11 protein-coding genes are annotated in these 19913 nt (G+C 65.7%); 8 read left to right on the top strand and 3 right to left on the bottom strand.

Annotated elements, in window-relative coordinates; translation table 11 throughout:
* Window positions 1–3: 3 nt before the first annotated feature.
* The 4 genes from J2X67_RS12015 to J2X67_RS12030 are packed head-to-tail and all read left to right on the top strand — an operon-like array spanning window position 4 to window position 5635.
* Complete coding sequence (locus J2X67_RS12015; RefSeq protein ID WP_309953280.1) at window positions 4–2319, top strand: hypothetical protein; 2316 nt, start codon at window positions 4–6, stop codon at window positions 2317–2319.
* Between the two features lie 43 nt (window positions 2320–2362).
* Window positions 2363–2599 carry a hypothetical protein gene (locus J2X67_RS12020; protein ID WP_309953282.1) on the top strand — a complete coding sequence of 79 codons (237 nt, stop codon included), beginning with the start codon at window positions 2363–2365 and terminating at the stop codon, window positions 2597–2599.
* Window positions 2592–3743 (top strand): hypothetical protein, encoded by a 1152-nt coding sequence (locus J2X67_RS12025; protein ID WP_309953284.1) that lies wholly within the window; start codon window positions 2592–2594, stop codon window positions 3741–3743. The genes J2X67_RS12020 and J2X67_RS12025 overlap by 8 nt, the downstream gene beginning before the upstream one ends.
* Window positions 3743–5635: a hypothetical protein gene (locus J2X67_RS12030; RefSeq protein ID WP_309953285.1), complete on the top strand. Its 1893-nt coding sequence runs from the start codon at window positions 3743–3745 to the stop codon at window positions 5633–5635. Before J2X67_RS12025 ends, J2X67_RS12030 begins: the two co-directional genes overlap by 1 nt.
* A 31-nt stretch (window positions 5636–5666) precedes the next feature.
* Here J2X67_RS12030 and J2X67_RS12035 read toward each other — a convergent pair whose 3' ends face one another.
* The 3 genes from J2X67_RS12035 to J2X67_RS12045 all read right to left on the bottom strand — a co-directional run bounded on the left by J2X67_RS12035 (window position 5667) and on the right by J2X67_RS12045 (window position 7539).
* Entirely contained in the window at window positions 5667–6167 is a 501-nt protein-coding gene (locus J2X67_RS12035) for a pilin (protein ID WP_309953286.1), read from the bottom strand.
* A 64-nt stretch (window positions 6168–6231) separates the two neighbouring features.
* Window positions 6232–6738, bottom strand: coding sequence for a pilin (locus J2X67_RS12040; protein WP_309953288.1), 507 nt, complete (start codon window positions 6736–6738; stop codon window positions 6232–6234).
* 225 nt (window positions 6739–6963) lie between these two features.
* Entirely contained in the window at window positions 6964–7539 is a 576-nt protein-coding gene (locus J2X67_RS12045) for a helix-turn-helix domain-containing protein (RefSeq protein ID WP_309953290.1), read from the bottom strand.
* 150 nt (window positions 7540–7689) lie between these two features.
* On the opposite strand from J2X67_RS12045, the gene J2X67_RS12050 reads away from it, so the two are divergent.
* From J2X67_RS12050 to J2X67_RS12065, 4 genes are all read left to right on the top strand, one after another.
* A complete protein-coding gene (locus J2X67_RS12050; RefSeq protein WP_309953292.1) occupies window positions 7690–9624 on the top strand; it encodes a hypothetical protein in 1935 nt (644 codons plus the stop codon).
* Window positions 9625–9778: 154 nt separating this feature from the next.
* A complete protein-coding gene (locus J2X67_RS12055) occupies window positions 9779–10057 on the top strand; it encodes a type II toxin-antitoxin system RelE/ParE family toxin (protein WP_309953294.1) in 279 nt (92 codons plus the stop codon).
* Between the two features lie 11 nt (window positions 10058–10068).
* Window positions 10069–10389: a HigA family addiction module antitoxin gene (locus J2X67_RS12060; RefSeq protein ID WP_309953296.1), complete on the top strand. Its 321-nt coding sequence runs from the start codon at window positions 10069–10071 to the stop codon at window positions 10387–10389.
* 110 nt (window positions 10390–10499) lie between these two features.
* On the top strand, window positions 10500–19874 hold the full coding sequence (locus J2X67_RS12065; RefSeq protein ID WP_309953297.1) for a PLxRFG domain-containing protein: 9375 nt from the start codon (window positions 10500–10502) through the stop codon (window positions 19872–19874).
* Window positions 19875–19913: the final 39 nt, after the last annotated feature.

Genomic DNA, 19913 nt, shown 5'->3' on the forward strand with positions numbered 1-19913 from the left:
TCCATGCACGCGCCGCGCCCCTATGGGCGCTTTGCCGAGCAGGCGGAGCTGTCCCCCGAAGACGCCGCCGCTGTCGAGCGGCTGGCCAGGGCCGTGACCAACTTCAAGCAGTTGTCCGCGCTGGACAGCCTGAAGCGCGTCGCGGACCTGCCCAGCGGCCGGCAGGCGGTGGCGATCGACATGGGCGGCGTGTTCCGCGTGCTGGTGCTCGAGCGGCACGAGAGCCCAGAGCACGAAGTCACCGGTCTGGCCGAGACGAACGTGCCCATGCTGTTCTCGGGCGTCATCACGCGCGCACAAGTGCTGGAGGGCGAGGGCGTAGGTATCAAGCTGACCGAGCAGACGCGGCGGCGCCTCGTGGGCTACCAGGAGGATGAAGACTTGCCGCCCAAGGATGTGGCACTGCAGCGCTTCCGCATCGACTACCAGGACCGGTTTGCCTACTTTCGCCCCGAATACAGCGGCATCTACACCTTCACCCAATTCGTGAAGCACCGGCCGACCTGGTACAGCGGCGCGATGGCCGAGGTGGCGCAGGTTGTTGGTGGCTACGGCCGGCAGCTGTTGGTCGACCTGCCGGATGACCCGATCGAGCGGGCCCGCATGCGTGTGCCGGAGCGCTTCATGCGAGAGATCCGGCGTGAGATTGCGGGCCTGCGCCTGCCGGGCTACACGGGCTTCCCGGATCGCGAGGGCCAGTTCCAGTATGGCTATCAGCATGCGGAGGGGAACGCCGTGTCCTTCGACAGCGGCAACAAGCCATGGCTGCTGCGCATCAATGCCCGCGGCGTTTTCGCCATGCCCCTTCCGTTGGTGCCGGCTACCACCGCCGCGGCCTTCCGTGACTACGTGGAGGAGGTCGGCGATGGAGAGCTGCTGAAGGTGCTCGACCGCTTCGGAGGCCTTCCCTCGGGAGAGACCTTCCCAAACGACGAGCAGGACTTCGAGGCGTGGCGGCGAGCCGGGGTGTTCATCAAGGTTTGCGACTGTTCAGACTTCTATTCGCACCAAGCCTTCTATGCCGCCGGCGGATGGTCCTTCAACAGCCGCGGGCGCGAGGGCTTCAACACCTGCTGGGACCGAGACGGCACAGGCCTGCTGCGCGCGCACGCCTACAAGATGAAGCTGCAGCTGGGCGTGGCCGCCAACGGCGGGCGATTGAAGGCCTCATGGCAGTTCGACGGCGAAGACGAGACGGCCCGTGCTCAAGGCTACCTGACCCGCCTCTTCGAGCAACTGCGCGACGGATCGCACCGCGCGCGCGCGATCGCGTACAAGGTCCGCCGCGCGACGGCTGCTCAGATTCTGGCGCGAGCCGGAGTGTCGAACGGGCCCGACAAGGACTACTGGGACGCGCTCGAGCTTGAGCCGATCGCCGCTCACCAGGGCAACGTGGCGCAGGTTGGCTCGGGCCCGATGTATTGGCCCGGCAAGAACCCAAAGTCGATGGGGCGCCTGAAATTTCCCGAGCTGAGCGGCAAAGGCTGCGAGTCGTTCGTGATGGTGTCCGATGACTACGCGGGCCCGGCGGTGAAGTGCGACACCATCGTCTTCGGCTGCTACGTCGACGACGAGCTGCAGGTCGTCAAGTATTTCTACGACGAGCGCAAGGTTCAAGAGAAGGTGCAGAGCACCTTCGAGAAGTACATGATCGTCGGGCAGTGGGAAAAGACCGAGACCACCGGGCTTTCCGGCCTGATGGGCTACTTCTACACCTCGGCTTTCGACGACCGGCAGGTGGCGCCGCCGGTCAGCACCACGACCCACATCACCGGCACGGACATGGGCTATGGCCAGCCCGCGTTCGCGACGCCACCGATCCTGTACTGCGTGGGCTCGCTCTCGCGGGCCCGCTACTACATGCACCGCACTACGGTGAAGAGTACGTCGGGCTTCGGCATCGACGTGGCAGCGTGTGTGCCGGTGTTCGAGCGCGACTGCATCCTCTATCCCTACACCGCTGGCACTTCGGGCCGGGCTGAGACTGAAAAGACCGAGCAGTTCGCGATGGCGGACCCGACCTCCTACCAGCTCTGGTGCTACGACAACCTGTTCCATTGGATGGGCCAGACGGACAACCACAACAAGGGCGACCCGCCTTCGAAAGACGGCGTGCCCGTGTACATCGACACGCTGGTCTATTCGCCCACCGAGGTGAGCGACTACGCGGACAGCGGTAACTGGTACAACCTGCCTCCGGGCGGATTCCTCGACGTGACGGCCATTTGCGGCCCCTACACCTCTCGCTCGTCGGGCACGCAGCGCTGGCGGGGTTGTCATCGGAGGCGAGGCTCCGGGCTTCGAGCCGTTCTCCAGTGAGAAGCTGTTCCCCGCTGAGCAGTCGGGACGGCTGAGCGTGTCGATGAAGGGCGCTGGCTCTGTCGTCGCGCACCGGGACATTCCCCACTCTTGGTACTTCGGCTTCTCGCCGGAAGAGCAGACCTACTTCTATCGCGATGCGGTGCATGTGGCCATTGGCGACAGCAGCTACGCGAGCATCTACGAGCAGGACCAGAACGGGCTGCGCCGGCGTTGGGGATACACGGCGCTGGCCGACAACCGCAGCGCGCACCACTTCATCGGGGTCATCAATGAGTAGCTACCGAGACGACATTCAAGAAACCGCCGTTGCCAGCAGTTCCGTGTGGCTCGGGCTGGCCAGCGTGACCGAGGAAATCGCGCGCGCGTCGAGCGCGCTGCTGTTTGGACTCCTGGTGCTGCACACGGACATTGCCGTGGCATCCGACCTGGTGCTCGACCGGCCCGGAGGCATCGTGATCGAGCAGGCGATGCTGAGCGACCAGGTCATCGACGCCCGGACGAGCCGCGAGGCGATCGTGGAGCGCGCTGCCGCCTCCGACCTGACCCTCGGGCGACTGCGAGTCGTCCATGTCGACGGCGCACAGATCAGCGACCAGGTGATTGAGCGCACGGGCTCGTTGGTGATCGAGTCGGCTGTTGCGAGCGACCAGGTGCTGGCGCACCGCAGAGTCAGCAGCGTGGTCCTAGAGGTGGCGCGAATCTCCGACGCGGCGCCCAGCTTTGCCACGTCGCTGGTGCAGGAGACGGCGCAGGCCCAAGACTTCACCACCGGCGTGCTTCACGCGGCGGATTTGGCAGTGTCGGCGGCCGCGGCGACCGACGAGGTCTTCGACGCGCGCCAGACTGGCGCGCCTGTATCCGAGATGGCGCGAGTAGCTGACGAGGTGTTCGACCGACTCCGCGCCGTGGACGTGGTGCGCGACAGCGCGACGGCCGACGACCAGATGGTCGGGGAGCCGCTGCGAACACAGGCCTGGACGGCGAACACCGATTCCTGGGCGATGTCGCGCTATGACCCGGTGCCCTTTGCCGCGCTGGTGGTCATCGACGGCGCGCTCTATGGACTGGCCGAAGACGGCGTGTTCGCGCTCGACACGCCGACCACTCAAAGCGCTGTGCTGCGCACGGCGCCGGTCGACGTCGGGCAGGGCGTGCTGGCGCACCCGCTGCAGGCCTTCCTCGAATACGAACTGGAGGATGGGACCGCCACCATGGAGGTCACGACCACCCAGTCGGGCGAGGCCCAGACCTACGCCTATGCCCTGCAGCCAGAAGCCGCCAAGCGGCTGACCAACGGCCGCTTCGTGTTCGGCCGCGGCCTGCGCGGGCGGCATTTCAGCTTCGCGCTTCGGCTGAACGCCAAGCGAGGGCACATCAACGACCTGAGCGTCAATGTGGCGCCGACGAAAAGGAGAGTGTGATGGGTATTGCACCAGACAGCATCCTGGGTGTGGCGGTCGAGACCGTCACCGAGAAGATGGCCGAGATCGAGAGCTTGGCGAACCGCTACAACGCGATGCTGAGCAGCGCGCTTGCGCAGATCGGCGAGGTAAAGGTAGCGGACGTGCCCGCGCCGACGCGGCCGGCCGCGCCAGTGGCGAACCCGCCGACGATCAACCTCGGCGACGCACCGGTATTCAGCCCGCCAAACCTCTCGATGCCGTCGGCGCCCGACGACATCGACATCGACGCGCTGCTCAACGACCTGGATCTCGGCGACCTGGGCGACTTGCCCGAGCCGCCGACGGCCATCCCGATCAACATTCCGGAAGCACCTGGCATGGCCGACCTCGCGGCGCCGCTGCGGCCAGAGATCGACACCAATGTCGAGCTGCCCGCGGCGCCGGCGATCGTCATGCCGGAGATGGAGGCGCTGGAGCGCATCACGCTCCCTGCCTTCGAATTCCCGGAGTTGCCGACCTTCGACGCCGCACCGCCGAACGCCGATGGCATTACCGTGCCCAACGTCTTCATCAACTGGGCCGAGCCCGCCTACGAGTCCGAGGTCCTGGACGACCTGCAGGCAAAGGTGAAGGCCATGATGGCGGGCGGCACCGGACTACCGGCGCCGATCGAACAGGCCTTGTTTGCCCGTGCGCGCGAGCGCGACAGTGCGGAGACGACGCGCGCGGTGCAGGAAGCGGTCGACACCTGGGCCGCCCGCGGCTTCTCGATGCCGCCCGGCATGCTGGCGAAGCAGTCCGCGGTGATTCGCGAGCAGGGCCGCCTGAAGGCTTCCGAGCTGAACCGGGACATCCTGATTCAGGCCGCGCAGTGGGAGATTGAGAACATCCGCTTCGCGGTGCAGCAGGGCATGGCGCTCGAGCAACTGACCCAGAACCTCTACGAGAACATGGCCAAGCGCCTGTTCGAGGTCGCGCGCTTCGGCGCCGAGAGCCAGATCAACGTGTTCAACGCGCGCGTGAGCCTCTTCAACGCGCAGAACGCCGCGTTCGGGACGCTGGCGCAGGTCTTCCGCACGCGCCTTGACGCGGCGCTGGCCAAGCTGACGGCGTACAAGGCCGCCGTCGACGGCCAGGTGGCGCTGGGGCAGATCAACCAGCAGCGCGTCGAGGTGTTCAAGGCGAAGCTGGCCGGCGTGCAGTCGACGGTCGAGGTCTTCACGTCGCTGATGCGCGGCGCCCAGGTGCGCGCCGACGTCATCAAGAACCAGTTCGATGCCTACCGTGCTGACGTGCAGGCCTTCGCTGAACAGGTGGGCGCCGAGAAGGCGAAGTTCGATGCGTACGAGTCGCGCGTGAAGGGCGAAGCGGCCAAGGCCGGTGTGCTGGAGTCCCAGTCGCGTGCCTATGCGGCCACGGTGCAGGCCGTGACCAATAAGGCCGAAATCAAGGTCAAGGGCGCGCAGATCAAGATGGAAGCGGCGCGCACGAAGGTCTCGAAATTCCTGGCCGACGTGGACGGGTTCAAGGCACGGATCGACGCGAGCCTACGCGAGGTGCTCTACGGCACCCAGGTGTACCAGGCGCAGGTGGAGGGCTGGCGCGCGAAGACCAACGCGGTGGTGGCCGACGCCGAGATGCAGTCTCGCTTTGCCGACATGAACACGCGCACTAACATCGCCTACGCGCAGATGCAGATCAGCGAGTACCAGGCGCGCATTCAGAACGCGGTGCAGCAGGCGCAGATTGCGCTCGAGGCCGCCAAGGCGCTGGGGCAGTTCTCGGCGCAGCTCGCCGCTGGCGCGATGTCGGCCATGCATGTGTCGGCTGGCATCACTGGTGGGGGCTCTGCTACCTCGACTGAAACCAAGTCGTCGGGCACTAGCACCACCTACAACTACCAGTTCTGATGGCCGACGCGGCGTACGCTGATGGCAATTTCTACAGCGGGCACGTTGAGCTCACATACTTGGCATCTACGTTGGCTGTCTTGCACGTCCACGAGCCATTCAAGCCACGCGACCAAGTGATGGTCCCGGCGGGAGCCGCCTGCAACGGGCCGCCAGCAAGATTTCCGAATGTCGCAACGATGGTCGAAGCTGCAGTGGCAGATATGGTCACTTGAGGAACACCTGCACCCGATGTGGCAGCAATTGATGGCGCTGCGTTGCCTCCGGTAGCCTGGAGATTGGAACTGGTGGCTTGAGGGTCACAGTTAAGGGCAGCCGAAGGATCGCCAACACTAGTCTTGCCGCTTAACAAGCAAATATCCACCGCCGGCCGAATGGCACCAGCTTCCGCTACGACCCGTTGGACCTGCGATCGGAAAACATAAGCTTGATATTGAGGAATGGCGATCGCTGCAAGGATTCCGATGATCGCGACGACGATCATCAACTCGATCAGCGTGAACCCGCGTGCTTGTACATTGGCCCGATTCATGGAAGATCTCAAGAAGAATAAAAAAGCCGCCCTGAGGCGGCTTTACGAGCAGTGAAGGCTAAGCTTACGGAGCGACCGTGCAACCGACCGGAACATACTTTTGGTCGGCGTTGGTGGTGCAGGTCCACGTACCGGAGTCGCCCGCGCGAGTCCAAGTAATGGTCTTGGTCTTCAGCGGCTGAGCAGCAGCGTTGCCCAGAACTGCAGTGACGGTGGAGGTGGCGGCGGAAGTGGCGCCCAGTGCAACGGTCGGATAGCCGTTGACATTGGCAACAGCTGCAGGAGCACCAGCTTGAGCCGCACCGGTCAGAAGGGTCGAAGCGCTGGCAGCAGGGTCGCACTCACCAGCAGCAGTGCCCACAGCAGTCTTGCCGTCAAGCAGGCAGGTATCGACGGCCGTCTTCAGGCTGCCAGCTTCGCCCATTGCGCGGGTGAATTGCGACTTCGCAACGTAGGTTTGGTACTGGGGAATCGCAATAGCAGCCAAGATACCAATGATCGCCACAACGATCATCAATTCGATAAGGGTGAAGCCGGCTTGTGCGCGGTTGCGGATAGTGCGAACGTTCATGAGAGTCCTCAGTTTGTGAATTCACCAGGAGCCTTTCTCCCGGAGCGCATATCTAGTTGCAGAAGGTATGCCAGGTGCCAGCGGTGCCTCAAAATCGCGAAAAGTGTGCAAAAGTTCACACTCCAAGGGGCGGGGTGGGCGCAAAATGTCTTATGGACGCTGATGAAGTGCGACAAATTGTGTCTTGGAGTAACAATTTTGTCAGGTGGCCATCGAATTTGCGTATTACGTGATGAGGCGATCGCCGAGTTCAGCGCTCAGGTAAGCGCGCATCCCTGCTTCAAGATGGTTTCGCCCCCACGCGGCGGTCGGATAAGCAGCAGGCCTGGCTATCACGCCTTTTTCCATGCGCAGCACCCCATCGAAGGGAACACCAGATGGTGTCGGCGTGAAGTGCATGTCGAACTCCGACAGGATTGGCCCGGCATGGCTCCAATTGCTGCTGTAAGCTAAAACTGGCCGTGGAGCTCGTCCGGGGACCAAAACCACTGGTTCCCCGTCCAGCATTTCCGGGGAGTCGCCTTGGACCCTCGCGACCCAGAAATCCAGATTGCGCCCTGTTAGGTCCGACACTTTCGGCAGTGCGCCAAGGTCTTCTTCTGGGAGCAGTTCTCCAATCAATTGGTCGATGCTGACGCCAAAGTAGCGTGCCAGCGTCAAGAGGTCAGCGATGCCTGGCTCACCTTCTCCTTGTTCCCAGCGGACAATGGTACGTAGGGTTACCCCCAGCGCCTCACCCAACTGCTTTTGGGTCAGCTTGCGATCGTTTCGTAGCTTCTTTATGTTTGGTACGCGTGTCACGGGCATCCGACTAGGATACCTCTGTGGGGTTGGACAGCGATGGGCTTGCTTCGAAGAATCGAGTGCATGACTTCCCAGAGGCTGCCCATGCTCGGCTTTCGACCACAAATGAAGAGCGACCTATCGCAACACCTTGCCGAGGGAGGCCTCGTGCGGGGTCTCGTCCGTCGCGTGATGGGCATTCCAGAACCGGTCGACGCCGGTGCGGCAGCGCCAGCACCTGCGCCGATCGCGGCACCAGCTCCCGCCCCCGCACCCGAGAAAGCGTTGACCCAGTACGCAGGCATGAGCGCGACAGAGCGGCGCATGAAGGCGGCTGGCCTGAAGGACGGGGGGCCGGTGCGTGGGCCTGGCACCGGCACCTCCGACAGCATTGAAACCGAGGCCCGCCCGGGCAGCTACATCATGCCGGCCGACTCGACCGAGCAGATGGGCGAGCAGGGCGTTGCATCGTTGGGCTTTAGCCCGGAGAAGGTGCCTGTCAATCTGAGCAACGGCGAATTCCAGCTGCCCCCCGAGCAGGTGCATGCCGTCGGTGTGCAGGCGCTCGATGCGATCAAGGACGCAACGCATGCTCCTGCTGGCGCGCCGGGCGGCTTCCGCCCGGGCGGCGAGGACCAGGCGCTCTTTCTTGCCGACGGCGGCCTGGTTGACGAGGAGGCGCGCCGCCGGGCGGGCGGCGCGCCCATGAGAGGGGCGGATGTCAGCGCAAGCGTGCCGGCGCCCCTGCCGATGCTGACCGCGTCCATGGCGCCAAGCCCGCAGGCGCTTCCGGCACCTGCGCCCGTGGCCGCAGATGCACCGCGCTCCGAGACCAATCCGCTCGCGCAAACGCAAGGTGCTGCATTCGGCGTGTTCCGCCGCGAACCGACTGCGGGCACGCGCGGCGGCATGATGCAACCCTATGTGGCAACCGGACCTTCGGCCTTTGAACCGGCCAAGGTGCAGGAAGGAACGGGTCGCCTTGATGCATTCACCGACCCGCGCTCCACGCTGTTCAAGGGCGGCGACAGTGCCGCACCCGCGCCTACCAGCCGCGGGTTTGCCGGTGTCGGCGAGGGATGGGGCAATGGGGCACACCCGGCGGTTGCTGCCCCGGCCGCCGCCCCTGCCGTCCGACCTGCTTCGGCGGCACCCGTCGTTGCGCCGACTACCGCACCAACTTCGGCCGAGACGTCCGCGGACACTCCCGCCGCGAGCCAGGTCATGCCGGGCGTGTTCCGTCAGGGGAACAGCTACGGCGACTCGCCAGCTGCAGCCGCTGCTGGTTTTGCGCCGCGAAGCGGGCCCAGTGGCCAGAACATGGCCGCTGCAGATGCGCTCGATGCTCGCGGCGTGGCGGCGCGAGCCGGCGAGCGCGCGGCCGCCGCCGATGTTGCAGCCCGCGGCTTCAGCCCTGGCAATGGCCTCTCGGTGATCGGAGACGATACGCAGGCAGACCGCCTGCGCCGGAGCGCAATCGCGGCTGCCAGCACGGCATACAGGGGGTCGCCGAACGGGCAACTGACCGCGAATCAGTTGCGAACGCTGGCGGGAATGGACGAAGCCAACGGCCGCAACGCTGTGACGCGCGAAACCACCGCCGCCAACAACGCTTCGGCGCTTGAGCGCGAGGCCATGCAACAGGCCGGCGCGACCGGCCGTACGCTGGCCGGCGAGGCGGGCGCCAATGCGCGTGCAGGTGCCTCCAACGACGTTCAACGGGGAGAACTGGCGCTGCGCCAGGAGGCCCAGGGCTTCCAGACGCGCGGCGCGCAGCGGGTGGAGAAGCTGTACGAGCAATACGAGAAGGCCAAGCCTGAAGAGCGGGCCGCGATCGGCGAGCAGATCCGCACGCTCACCGGCAAGGACCACGCCAACCGCTTTACCGTTGTCGCCGGAGGCCAAGAGGTGGACCCGACCACGCAGCAGCTCACGACGCGACCGGCACGGGTGTTCAACAACCAGACCGGGCAGTTCGTCGATCAGCCGGCCGGCCAAGGGCAGCGCACCGCGATGCCGCCGGGCATGACGCGCCAAGTCGGCACGTCGGGGGGCAAGCCGGTCTACGAGGACTCGCAGGGCAAGCGCTTCATCGGAGGCTAAATTCGGCGCATTCCCGCTTGATTTCGAGGATTCCAATCCGAATTGGTTATCGCAGAGCCAACAGGTATGCCAATTGGGATTGCCGAACTCGATGGCCGAAACGCTCAAAGTAGAGCCGGTTGAAACGTGTAGCGTTACACGCTACAATTGACGAATGATAAGAACATGGCGCCACAAGGGGTTGGAAGAGTTCTACCTAACTGGCAAGAAGAAGGGCATTCAGCCACATCATGCGAACAAACTCAGTCGCCTTTTGGCTGTGCTGAATGCCGCTGCGGTCCCGGAAGCCATGAACCTACCCGGTTTCGGGTGGCATCCGCTAGACGGTGATCTCGCGGGGCACTGGGCCGTGTCGGTCAATGGAAATTGGCGCGTGACCTACAGCTTTGAGGGTGGAGACGCGATCCTGGTCGATTACCAGGACTACCACTGAAAGGAATTGAGATGGCTACTATGTTTAACCCCCCGCATCCGGGTTCGATTCTTCGTGAGGATGTGCTGCCCGCGCTCGGGCTGAGTGTGACTGATGCAGCGACGCAGTTGAAGATTTCGCGCCCGGCTTTGTCCCGTGTGCTGAATGAGCATGCAGCGATCAGTGCTGAGATGGCGATTCGTCTTGCTGAGTGGCTTGGAGGCGACGCCGGCACTTGGATGCGCATGCAGGCAGATTACGACCTGTGGGAAGCGAAGAAGCTGCACAAGGTCAAGATCAAGAAAGCAGAGGTCGCTGCTGCAGAAGACGAGCGCTTCGCACTAGCCGCCTGAGCAGAACGTTCGCGCGGCGCGGCGGCCCCATTGGGGCCGCTTTTTTTTGCCGCGGCGAAGCGCCCCCCGTAGGGTTCGACTCGTCCGCCCTCGGGAGGAAAACTGGCGCAATGGCCAGTTCCGACCTCAAACCCTTCGACGGGCAACTCGACGCCCCACCACAGAACCTCAAGCCGTTCTCGGGTGAGCTCGACTCGCCCGAGAGCCCGAAGCGCTCCGCCCTGGACGTCGCGAAGGACATTGGCGTCACTGCACTGAAGGGTGCCGTTGGGCTACCGCAGGCTGTCGTTGGCCTTGCCGACATTCCTACGGGCGGCCGAGTTGGTAAGGCGCTCGACGACGCAGGTGTCCGTTTCAAGGACACGCAGGACTTCCTCGCCGATCAGTACTCCGATGCCCAGAAAGCCGCGAACAAGAAGGTCGCTGCGGCGGATGGGTTCGTCGGTACCGCCCAGGCGATGATCGAGAACCCGAGCACGATCGCCACCAGCGTGGGTGAGTCCATCCCCCAAATGCTGGGTGGCGCAGGCGTTGCGCGTGGGCTGTTGAAAGTCGCGCCGAAGATCGGTGCCGCTGTCGCCGGCGCCGCCGGCGAAGGTGTGATCGGTGCTGGCTCGCAGGCAGAGCAGATCCGCGGCGAAACCAAGGACGGATTGCTCACGCCGACCCAGGCGGCCTTGGCTGCCGCGACGGGTGCCACGACCGCCGCCTTTGGCGCCGCAGGCGGCAAGCTGGCTCAGCGCCTTGGCATCGGTGATGCAGAAACGATGCTGGCCCAGGGCTCGATCCAAGGTCCTGGTCGCGCATCGCAGCGCTCCCTCGCGCGCCAGGTTGGTGAGGGCGTGCTGTCCGAAGGCGTGCTCGAAGAGGTGCCGCAGTCGATGGCCGAGCAGGCGCTGCAGAACCTTGCCCTGGACAAGCCGGTCGGTGAAGGCGTGGGCGCGGCCGCGGCGCAGGGGTTGCTCGCTGGCGGCGCAATGGGCGGGGGCGCGGCGCTGGTGCATGGTGCCGGGGCCCGCGGCGAGCCTGCGACGGCCGCGCCTGCTGACGGCATGGCGCTCGCGCCGCAGGAGCAACCACCCGCGGCGCCCGCTGAGACGCTTCCGGCCGTGGAAGGCGGGGCAGCCAGCATCCAGCGCACGTTCGATCCCCGCGACCCCGGCAGCCGGCCTCCCCTCGATGTGATGCCGCCGGTTCCTTCGGATGGCATGCCGTTCGAGGCGGGCCCCGCTGGTGCACGCCTCGAGTTCGACACGGGCGAACTTGCGCTGGCCGATCGCGCAGCACCACCGCGCCCTTCAGAAGCGATGGGCCTCGACCCGGCTGCGGGCCCGTTGTCCGCGGGCGCGGTGATCGCGGTAGATTCTGGTGCGCACGGCCAGCTGCTGCAGGATGCGCAGCGCCAGGTCGATGCGGCCGCACTGGCTGAACAAGAGCAAGCCGTGGCGGCGAACCGCGCCGCGCCGCCGGTGCTCGACTACTCCGACCTCGACGAGCGAGACCGCTCGCTCTACGACGACTACTACCGCACGCTGGACCGCGATACCGAAGGGCACATGGCCGCGGCGCTCGTGGACGACGTCCCCGACTTCGCTGACCAGCGCAACGTCACCGATGAACAATTCCTCCGCGCACTCGGCGCGAACGATCAGGAGATTGCAGATGCCATTCAAACTGCCCGCGGAGCCGCGGGCCCGGAAGAACGTGCTGGCGGCCCTATTGCGCCTGCGGCAGATGTCGCCGAAGGCGCGAGACCGGCTGCTGCAGCAGCTCCGATCGAGCAAGGACAAGCCCAGCCCGCGCAAGCAGTAGTCGCACCGCCTGCGGCCACGGCCGTCGCGACTGCTGCTCCAGCACCGGCCAGCGTGCAGGAGGGCATTGCGCGCGCGCGCGGCCGCCGTGCTGAGCAGGCGCCGGCAGCAGCGCCGGCGGCAGCGCCGACTGTGGCGCCAGTTGCGGCGCCTGCAGGTGTGGTTGGTACTGGCCAAGTGCCAGTGGCGAAGCGCGAGAAGGCGGTGCAGCGTGTGCAGCAAGGCAAGGCCTGGTTTCTGTCGCAGGAGAAGGCGGACGCCTTCGTAAACGATTCAGGTCTTGGCGACACGCACCAGGTGGTGCCCGACAACCGGCGGTTCGTGGTGCAACCGAAGTCCACCGAGCCGGTTGCCGCGACTACCTCCGAGGTAGCGCCGCCTGCTGAACCGAGCGGCAAGACGCCAAGCGGGGAGTGGGCGGCGTTCGCGAAGGACTCGGGCACCAGGGGCGTGCCGCGGGCTGAGATGCCGCAGATCAAGGCTGAACACCGCGGCGCCATGACCAACTTCATGAACGCGCGCGGAATCTCGCATGCGGAAGAGACGGTGCCGGCGGCGAGTCTCAAGCCTACGCAGGCCGAGTTCAGCCCGGCGCGCGTGCAGCAGGCGAAGGAGTTCCAAGGGGGCGACCGCGCCATTCTTGTGTCGCGCGACGGGCATGTGCTTGATGGCCACCACCAATGGCTCGCAGCGCGTGAGCGCGGCGGCGATGTCCGCGTCATCCGATTGGACGCACCGATCACCGACCTGCTCGCGGCTGCTCACGAGTTTCCCAGCTCCACAATCGACGCGGCGAGTGCGCGCGGTCCGGTACAAGCGGCTCCTGCGGCTACCGCCGCGCCTGCTGCCGAGCCTGCGAAGCCGGCACGAGGTGTTGTTGCCAAGGCTCGGGAGGCCAAAGCCAAGCGGGAACTGAAGGCTGACCGTATCGCTCGCGAGGCGGAGGAAGCCCGTGCCTCGTACTTCACGCCTGGCAACGTAGTGCGCAGCTACGGGCAAGGCTTCGATGAAGTTATCAGCCACAAGCCAGCCGACCAAGAGGGCAATTGGTCGGTCTCGGTGCGCGCCGTGCGCAAGATCGGCGCGGCGAAGTTTGAACCGATCCCGGGCGAAATTGAGCGTACGCACAGCACGCAGCCAAGCGAACGCGAACTGAAGGTCGGACCGGCGGCTCGCATGGCTGGGACGGCACCGAAGGCGCAGGTTCCGGCCGCGGCACCAACTGTTGCTCCTGCTGAGCCCGCGGCTGATGCCGGCAAGATTGTGGATTTCGGCGAGAAGATCGGCGGTGCACGTAAGGACCGTGCGGAGAAGACGGGTGCGCGCGGCGCAGCCGCGCCGAAGGACGACCGCCCGGCCTGGGCACGTCGCTTCCAGGTGTCGCAGATCGCGAAGAGCCGAGACGGCAGCGAGGACGGGCGATGGGTCATTCGTGATTCGCGTTCGCTCGATTTCATGAAGCAGCCCCGGCAGGTGGGCCGCGAAACCTATGCGACCCGCGAGGAGGCGGAGGCGGCCGTCCCTCTTGCGGCTGTTTCTCTGAAGCACCGCGTGACGTACACGCGAGACGGCAAGTTCGAGATCTGGCGCGACGTGACCGACCGAAAGCGCGTGAAGGTGGTGGAACAGTCCTTCGACACCCGCGAGGACGCACTGCGCCACCTGGCCGAGAACGCCTCGGCGATCATCGAGACCAACACCACTTTCGGGGAAGCGGACCTGCCACGCCCCGCCAGTGAGCAGCGTGTCGGTGCCGAGCGCCGCACCGGCGACGTGAAGGACGGCGACTTCGGCAGCACGTTCGGCTTCCGTGGTGTGGAGTTTGGCAACTGGAACAACCAGGCCGACCGGCAGCAACTGCTGAACGATGCATACGACGGCCTGCTGGACTTGGCCGATGTCATGGGCATCCCGCCGCGGGCCATCAGCCTGGACGGGGAACTGGCGTTGGCGTTCGGCGCCCGAGGCAGCGGCTTGAGCGGCGCGCGGGCGCACTACGAGCCTGAAAAGGCGGTCATCAACCTAACGAAGATGAACGGCGCTGGCTCCCTGGCGCACGAGTGGTTTCATGCGATGGACCACTACTTCGGGCGGCAGGATGGCAAGGCGCCCACCGAGTGGGTGACGGACAAGGACGGCACGCGCTCGCTGAAGGTGAACAACGACTTCGAGCGCAATGCCGCCAGTGGTGGCACGCGCGGAGAGCGGTCGGGCATGCGGGCGGAAGTGCAGGACGCGTACCGCAACTTGATGAACACCATCACGCGCAAGGCCGAGCAGTACACCGAGGACACGGCAAAGGCGGACAAGTTCGTCGGCACTGCGCGCAGTGAGGTGGAGGCCCGGCTGGCGGGCATCCGCAAATACCTCGCCGAGAAGCTGCCTGACTACTTCAAGCGCAACAACAAGCCGGCTACAGCCGAGCAGTTGGCCGAGTTCGACACCCTGGCCCAACAGATCATCAACGGCGAGGCACTCGAGCTCCGTGTGCAGTCGAAGAACCCCAAGGCCGCCGCGCGCCTGGCTGGATTCCGCTGGACCAATGACGTGCTGGAGAAGATGAGCGGCATCCTGAAGGCTGTGCGCGGCCAGGCTGGGTTCAGCGCAGATCAGAAGGGCACGCTGGATGCGCTGCGCGGCGACATGCAGCGCTACAGCCAGCGCCTGAAGATGCTGGCCGACGCACAGGGGAGCACCGAGAAGACGCGGGCCGTGCCCACTAGCTTTGCCATGGATGCGCGTGAGTTGGACCAGGGCCGCGGGCAAGACTACTGGACTACGCCGCACGAGATGGCCGCGCGAGCCTTCCAGGGCTACGTGGAGGACAAGATTGCAGAGCGTGGAGGCACGAGCCCATTCCTCAACTATGGCCCGGAGAATGCCGGCATCCTGACGCCTTGGGGGGTCAAGCGGCCGTTCCCGCACGGCGCCGAGCGTGTCGCCATCAACAGCGCGCTGGACAAGCTGGTCGACGTGATCCAGACGCGGGAAGGCGAGGGCGGCAACATGGCGTTGTTCCGCCGCTCCGACGACGGCCTGGCCAACATGACGCCGGCAGCCGCCGCGGCCATGCGTGCGCTCAGCCGGATGCCGTACTCGCCGAGAGCGCGCAGCCAGGCCGTGCAGAGCGTGCAGAAGACTGTCGATGCGGTTCGTGCGAACTGGGGCAATGCACCTGATGTGGTGGTGGCGTTCGACATGAACGATGCAGTCGTGCCCGAGGCAGCGCGTCGCGCCGACCTGCGTCAGCGCAGCGGCGGTGCACGCGGTGCGCCCGAGGGCTTCTACTACCGCGGCAAGGCCTACCTGATGGCATCGCGGCTGGCCAGCCAAGAGGACGCGGCGCGCGTGCTCTATCACGAAGTGCTCGGCCACCATGGGCTGCGCGGGCGGTTCGGCAAGCAGCTCGATGGCGTGCTCAACCAGATCGCGACGATGCGTCGCGCAGACGTGGACGCCAAGATCCGCGAGTACGGCCTGCGGGGCGTAAACAAGTTGGACCGCCGCGCGGCCGCCGAAGAGGTGCTGGCGGAGATGGCGCAGAACACGCCCGAACTGCACTTCGTGCGGCGCGCCGTGGCTGCCATCAGGACCTGGTTGCGCGCGCACGTGCCGGGTTTCCGTGGGCTGCGACTGACCGACGACGAGATCATCCGCAACTTCATCCTCCCAGCGCGCCAGTTCGTGGAGCGCGGTGCCGGTGCCGCCAAGCCAGGCGCGCAGCTCGCATTCAGCCGCGCAGAGGGCGTCGACGCGGATGCAGAGAGCCGCGTGTTCCTCGATGGCGCGCCGGTGGCGGAGATGAGCGGGAAGGAGTTTGCGTCCGACGGCGTGCCGCTGACCGAGAAGGTGACCCAGTTCTACGCGAGCACCGGCAACACGGAGGTGGACGTGGCGGGCATCGGCCTGGTGTCACTGGACCGTCAGGCGGTGAAGAGCAGCTTGTTCCACGGCATTGGTCGCGACAAGGCAACTGCCTTTGCTGCGGTGCCCGACGTGTTGAAGAACGGCAAGATCATCCACGCCGAGGCGATGGAAGGCTCGCGCGACGCTGGCATAGTCTACCACGTAGCCGCGCCGGTACGCATCGGCGATCGCGACATGGTGGAGGTGGTGCTGGTGAGGGCGGACTCGAATGCCAAGCGCATGTACGTGCACGAGGTAGTCCTGAAAGAAAAACTCCGGCAGACCGCCTTCAAAACTGGTGCAGATGCAGCGGAAGCTGGGGTGCAGGCCAGAGCGGGTGCCGGAGCAATCCGTAGTGTCCTCGATCGCATCTACAGCGTCAACCCAGCGGCCGAGGCCGCCGCGACCGATGACCAGACCGAGACGCCGGCGTTTCGTGCCTGGTTCGGGGACAGCAAGGTGGTCGACGCCGACGGCAAGCCGCTCAGGGTCTTCCACGGCACCGACCAATCCTTCACAGCCTTCGATGACGAATTCATTGGCGAGGGGAATGGAAACAGCGATTGGGGCAACGGCTTCTACTTCACCGACTCGAAGCAGGCGGCAGACGGCTATGCGCAGGGCGACGAAGGTCGAACACTCGAGGTCTACCTGTCGATCAAGAACCCCGCCCCGATGGAGGTGGTCAACGACGTCATGGAGCAGCCAGGGGCCGAAATGGACGCGGACTATGTCCGGCAGGAGCTGGCCAGCCGCGGCTACGACGGCATCATCGTGAACCACAAGGGCGGCGAGCGTGAGTTCGTTGCCTTCCAGCCGACGCAAATCAAGAGCGCGAACGGCAACATTGGCACCTTCGACGAGTCGAACCCGGACATTATGTTCAGCCGGTCGACCGTGGGCGAGTACGCGCGCACCGCGGCCGCCGAGTTGAACAAGACGTTCTCGGCGCCGGGCCGGCTCAGCTGGTGGCACAAGACGATCGGCACCATGTACAACCTGGCCGAACGCTCGCCGGCATTCAAGCCCGTGTTCGACGCTGCGCAGGGCTTCGTCGACGACGTGAGCCAATATGCGACCGACGCGGCCGAGCTGGCGCCCAAACTACTGCCGAAGCTGGAGACCTGGCGCGACATCAAAAAATCGCCAATCGCGGCCGCCGACAACACAGCGGTGGCCAAGCCCGTCTTCGAGGGCACGTTGACCTGGGCGCGAGACGAGCAGGGCCTGCCGGTGCAGGTGCAGACCCTGATCGACGCTGCCGCCGGCCTCACCGCCGAGCAGAAGGCCCAGCGCCTGCTGCGCAACGGCCAGATCGATGAGCGCATGCTGAAGGCTTGGCAGGGTATGCCGCTCGACTCCTACGAGAAGGCAGTGGCATCGCGCTACGAGTCGCGCATGCTGCAGCCCGGCGTGGTCTGGAGCGACGCCGAGCTGCGCAGCATGTTCCAGTTGAGCGACGACCAGATCGCGCTGTATCGGGAGTTCCGGGATGCCACGAACCGCAGCCTCGACACCATGGCGCGCGCCGACATGCTGCGCTTCGCAGGCGACGACGCGAAGGGCCTGCGCACGATGGTGATGGACGCGCCGGACGCGCAGACGGCGGCGGTGCTGATTCGCGACCACCTCGCGCAGTTGGCCAGCGACCAGCCGGACCGTTCCACGCTGCTGATGAACACCGCCAATGGCATCATCGATCGGGCCGATAAGGTGCGCGATCTGCAGGCCCGCGGCTACGCGCCTCTGTCGCGTTTCGGCCGCTACACCGTCGACGTGGTGGACGCGAAGGGCGAGCGACAGTACTTCGGACTCTTCGAGACCGCGCGCGAGGCGAACACGATGGCCGCGAACATGCGTGGCGAGTTCGGCGACGCTGCAGTGAGCCAAGGGACGCTGTCCGAGGAGGCCTTCAAGATGTTCGCCGGCGTGACGCCCGAGACGCTCGAACTCTTCGGCAGCGCCCTGGGCTTGGACGCGACCGGCGATCGCGCGCAAGACCAGGCGTTCCAGGAGTACCTCAAGCTCACGAAGACCAACCGTAGCGCGATGCGCCGGCTGATCCACCGCAAGGGCACCGCTGGCTTCAGCGAAGACGTGGGCCGTGTGCTGGCTTCGTTCATCTACAGCAATTCCCGCCAGACGGCGGCCGGCCTGAACATGGGCGACCTGGGCGAGGCGGTCAACGCGATCCCGAAGGAACAGGGCGAGCTGAAGGACGTGGCTGTGCGCCTGGCCGAGTACGTGAAGAACCCGCAGGAGGAGGCGCAGGCCGTGCGCGGCCTGTTGTTCGCGCAGTACTTGGGCGGCTCGATCGCATCGGCATTCGTGAACATGACGCAGCCAGCCGCCGTGACCTTCCCGTGGCTCAGCCAGTACGGCGGCGCGCGCAAGGCGGCCGCGGCGCTGGGGACTGCCGCCAAGCACATGGCCACTAAGGGCTTTCAGTACGAGCCGGATCTGGCGAAGGCGCTGAAGACCGCGGAGGAGGAGGGCGTGGTCAGCCCCCAGGAGGTGCACCAGCTGATGGCGCAGGCCCGCGGCTCGGGCTCGCTGCGTGCCGGCGACGGCACGCGGCTGGGCGAGGCACGCGCGGCCGGCCAGAACGCGCTGGCGCGGCTGTCCCTCGCATGGGGCAAAGTCTTCGGCGCGGCGGAGCAGGTGAACCGCCGCATCACCTTCATCGCCGCGTTTCGGGTGGCGCGCGATCGCGGAGAGACTAACCCTGCGGGCTTCGCCAATCGGGCGGTGAAGGAAACCCAGTTCGTCTATTCGAAGGCATCGAAGATGCAATGGGGACGCGGCGCCGTGGGCGGCACGCTGATGACCTTCAAGACCTATTCCATTGCCTATCTCGAGCTGCTGCACCGCATGTACACCCAGGGCGGCCCCGAAGGGAAGCGCGCCGCGCTTCTGGCGCTGGGCACACTGATGATGATGGGCGGTTCGGGCGGGCTGCCCTTCGCGGAAGACCTCGAGGACCTGGTCGACGGTCTTGCGCAACTGCTGGGCTACAACTTCTCGGCGAAGAAAGCGCGGCAAGAAGTTCTCGACGCCATGCTGCCGAAGGGCATCGCCGACTTCCTCGAAAAGGGCGTGAGCGGTCTGCCGGGCGCGCCACTGGACGTTTCGGGTCGGCTGGGCATGGGGAACCTGGTCCCGGGCACCGGGCTGCTGCAGCAGAAGACGAACCATACGCGCGACGTGCTGGAGATCGTCGGACCGGCCGGAGACTTCGCGAGCCGCATCTTTTCGGGCGCACTCAAGGTGGCGACGGGCAATGTGGGCGCCGGCCTTATGGAGGTTTCACCCGCGGCCGTGCGCAACGCTGCCAAGGGTGCCGACATGGCCGTGACCGGCATGTATCGGGATGCAAAGGGCTACAAGGTGCTGGACACCAACCACCTCGAGGCGGCGCTGAAAGCGATCGGATTCCAGCCGCAAAGCGTGGCCACCATCCAGGAGGCCAACAGCCTCAACCAGCAGGCGAAGGGTTTCTACAACCTGCGAGCACAGGAGATTCGCGCGCAGTGGGCGGCGGGCATCTTCGAGAAGAACGAGGACAAGGTGAGCGATGCGCGCGCGGCGGTGGCTGACTGGAACGCCAAGAACCCTGAGCAGAAGATGATCATTCGCATCCCCGACATCATGCGCCGGGTGCGGGAGATGCAAAAGTCCAAGGACCAGCGCATCGCTGATACCGCAGCCAAGGCGATGCGCGCTCAGATGCGCGAGGAGGCGGCTCGGGCGCGTGCTGAGGCTGCGTAGCGCGTCGAGGCTGTGGCCGCAGCCTCACGAGGTGCCCGA

It is taken from the genome of Variovorax sp. 3319 (assembly GCF_031456585.1).
In the GTDB taxonomy this organism is placed as follows: Bacteria; Pseudomonadota; Gammaproteobacteria; order Burkholderiales; family Burkholderiaceae_C; genus Variovorax; species Variovorax paradoxus_P.

Coding starts and splice junctions, on each gene's coding strand:
- J2X67_RS12040 (WP_309953288.1), bottom strand. CDS start 6,738: ATGAACGTTCGCACTATCCGCAACCGCGCACAAGCCGGCTTCACCCTT.
- J2X67_RS12015 (WP_309953280.1), top strand. CDS start 4: ATGCACGCGCCGCGCCCCTATGGGCGCTTTGCCGAGCAGGCGGAGCTG.
- J2X67_RS12035 (WP_309953286.1), bottom strand. CDS start 6,167: ATGAATCGGGCCAATGTACAAGCACGCGGGTTCACGCTGATCGAGTTG.
- J2X67_RS12025 (WP_309953284.1), top strand. CDS start 2,592: ATGAGTAGCTACCGAGACGACATTCAAGAAACCGCCGTTGCCAGCAGT.
- J2X67_RS12020 (WP_309953282.1), top strand. CDS start 2,363: ATGAAGGGCGCTGGCTCTGTCGTCGCGCACCGGGACATTCCCCACTCT.
- J2X67_RS12055 (WP_309953294.1), top strand. CDS start 9,779: ATGATAAGAACATGGCGCCACAAGGGGTTGGAAGAGTTCTACCTAACT.
- J2X67_RS12030 (WP_309953285.1), top strand. CDS start 3,743: ATGGGTATTGCACCAGACAGCATCCTGGGTGTGGCGGTCGAGACCGTC.
- J2X67_RS12060 (WP_309953296.1), top strand. CDS start 10,069: ATGGCTACTATGTTTAACCCCCCGCATCCGGGTTCGATTCTTCGTGAG.
- J2X67_RS12065 (WP_309953297.1), top strand. CDS start 10,500: ATGGCCAGTTCCGACCTCAAACCCTTCGACGGGCAACTCGACGCCCCA.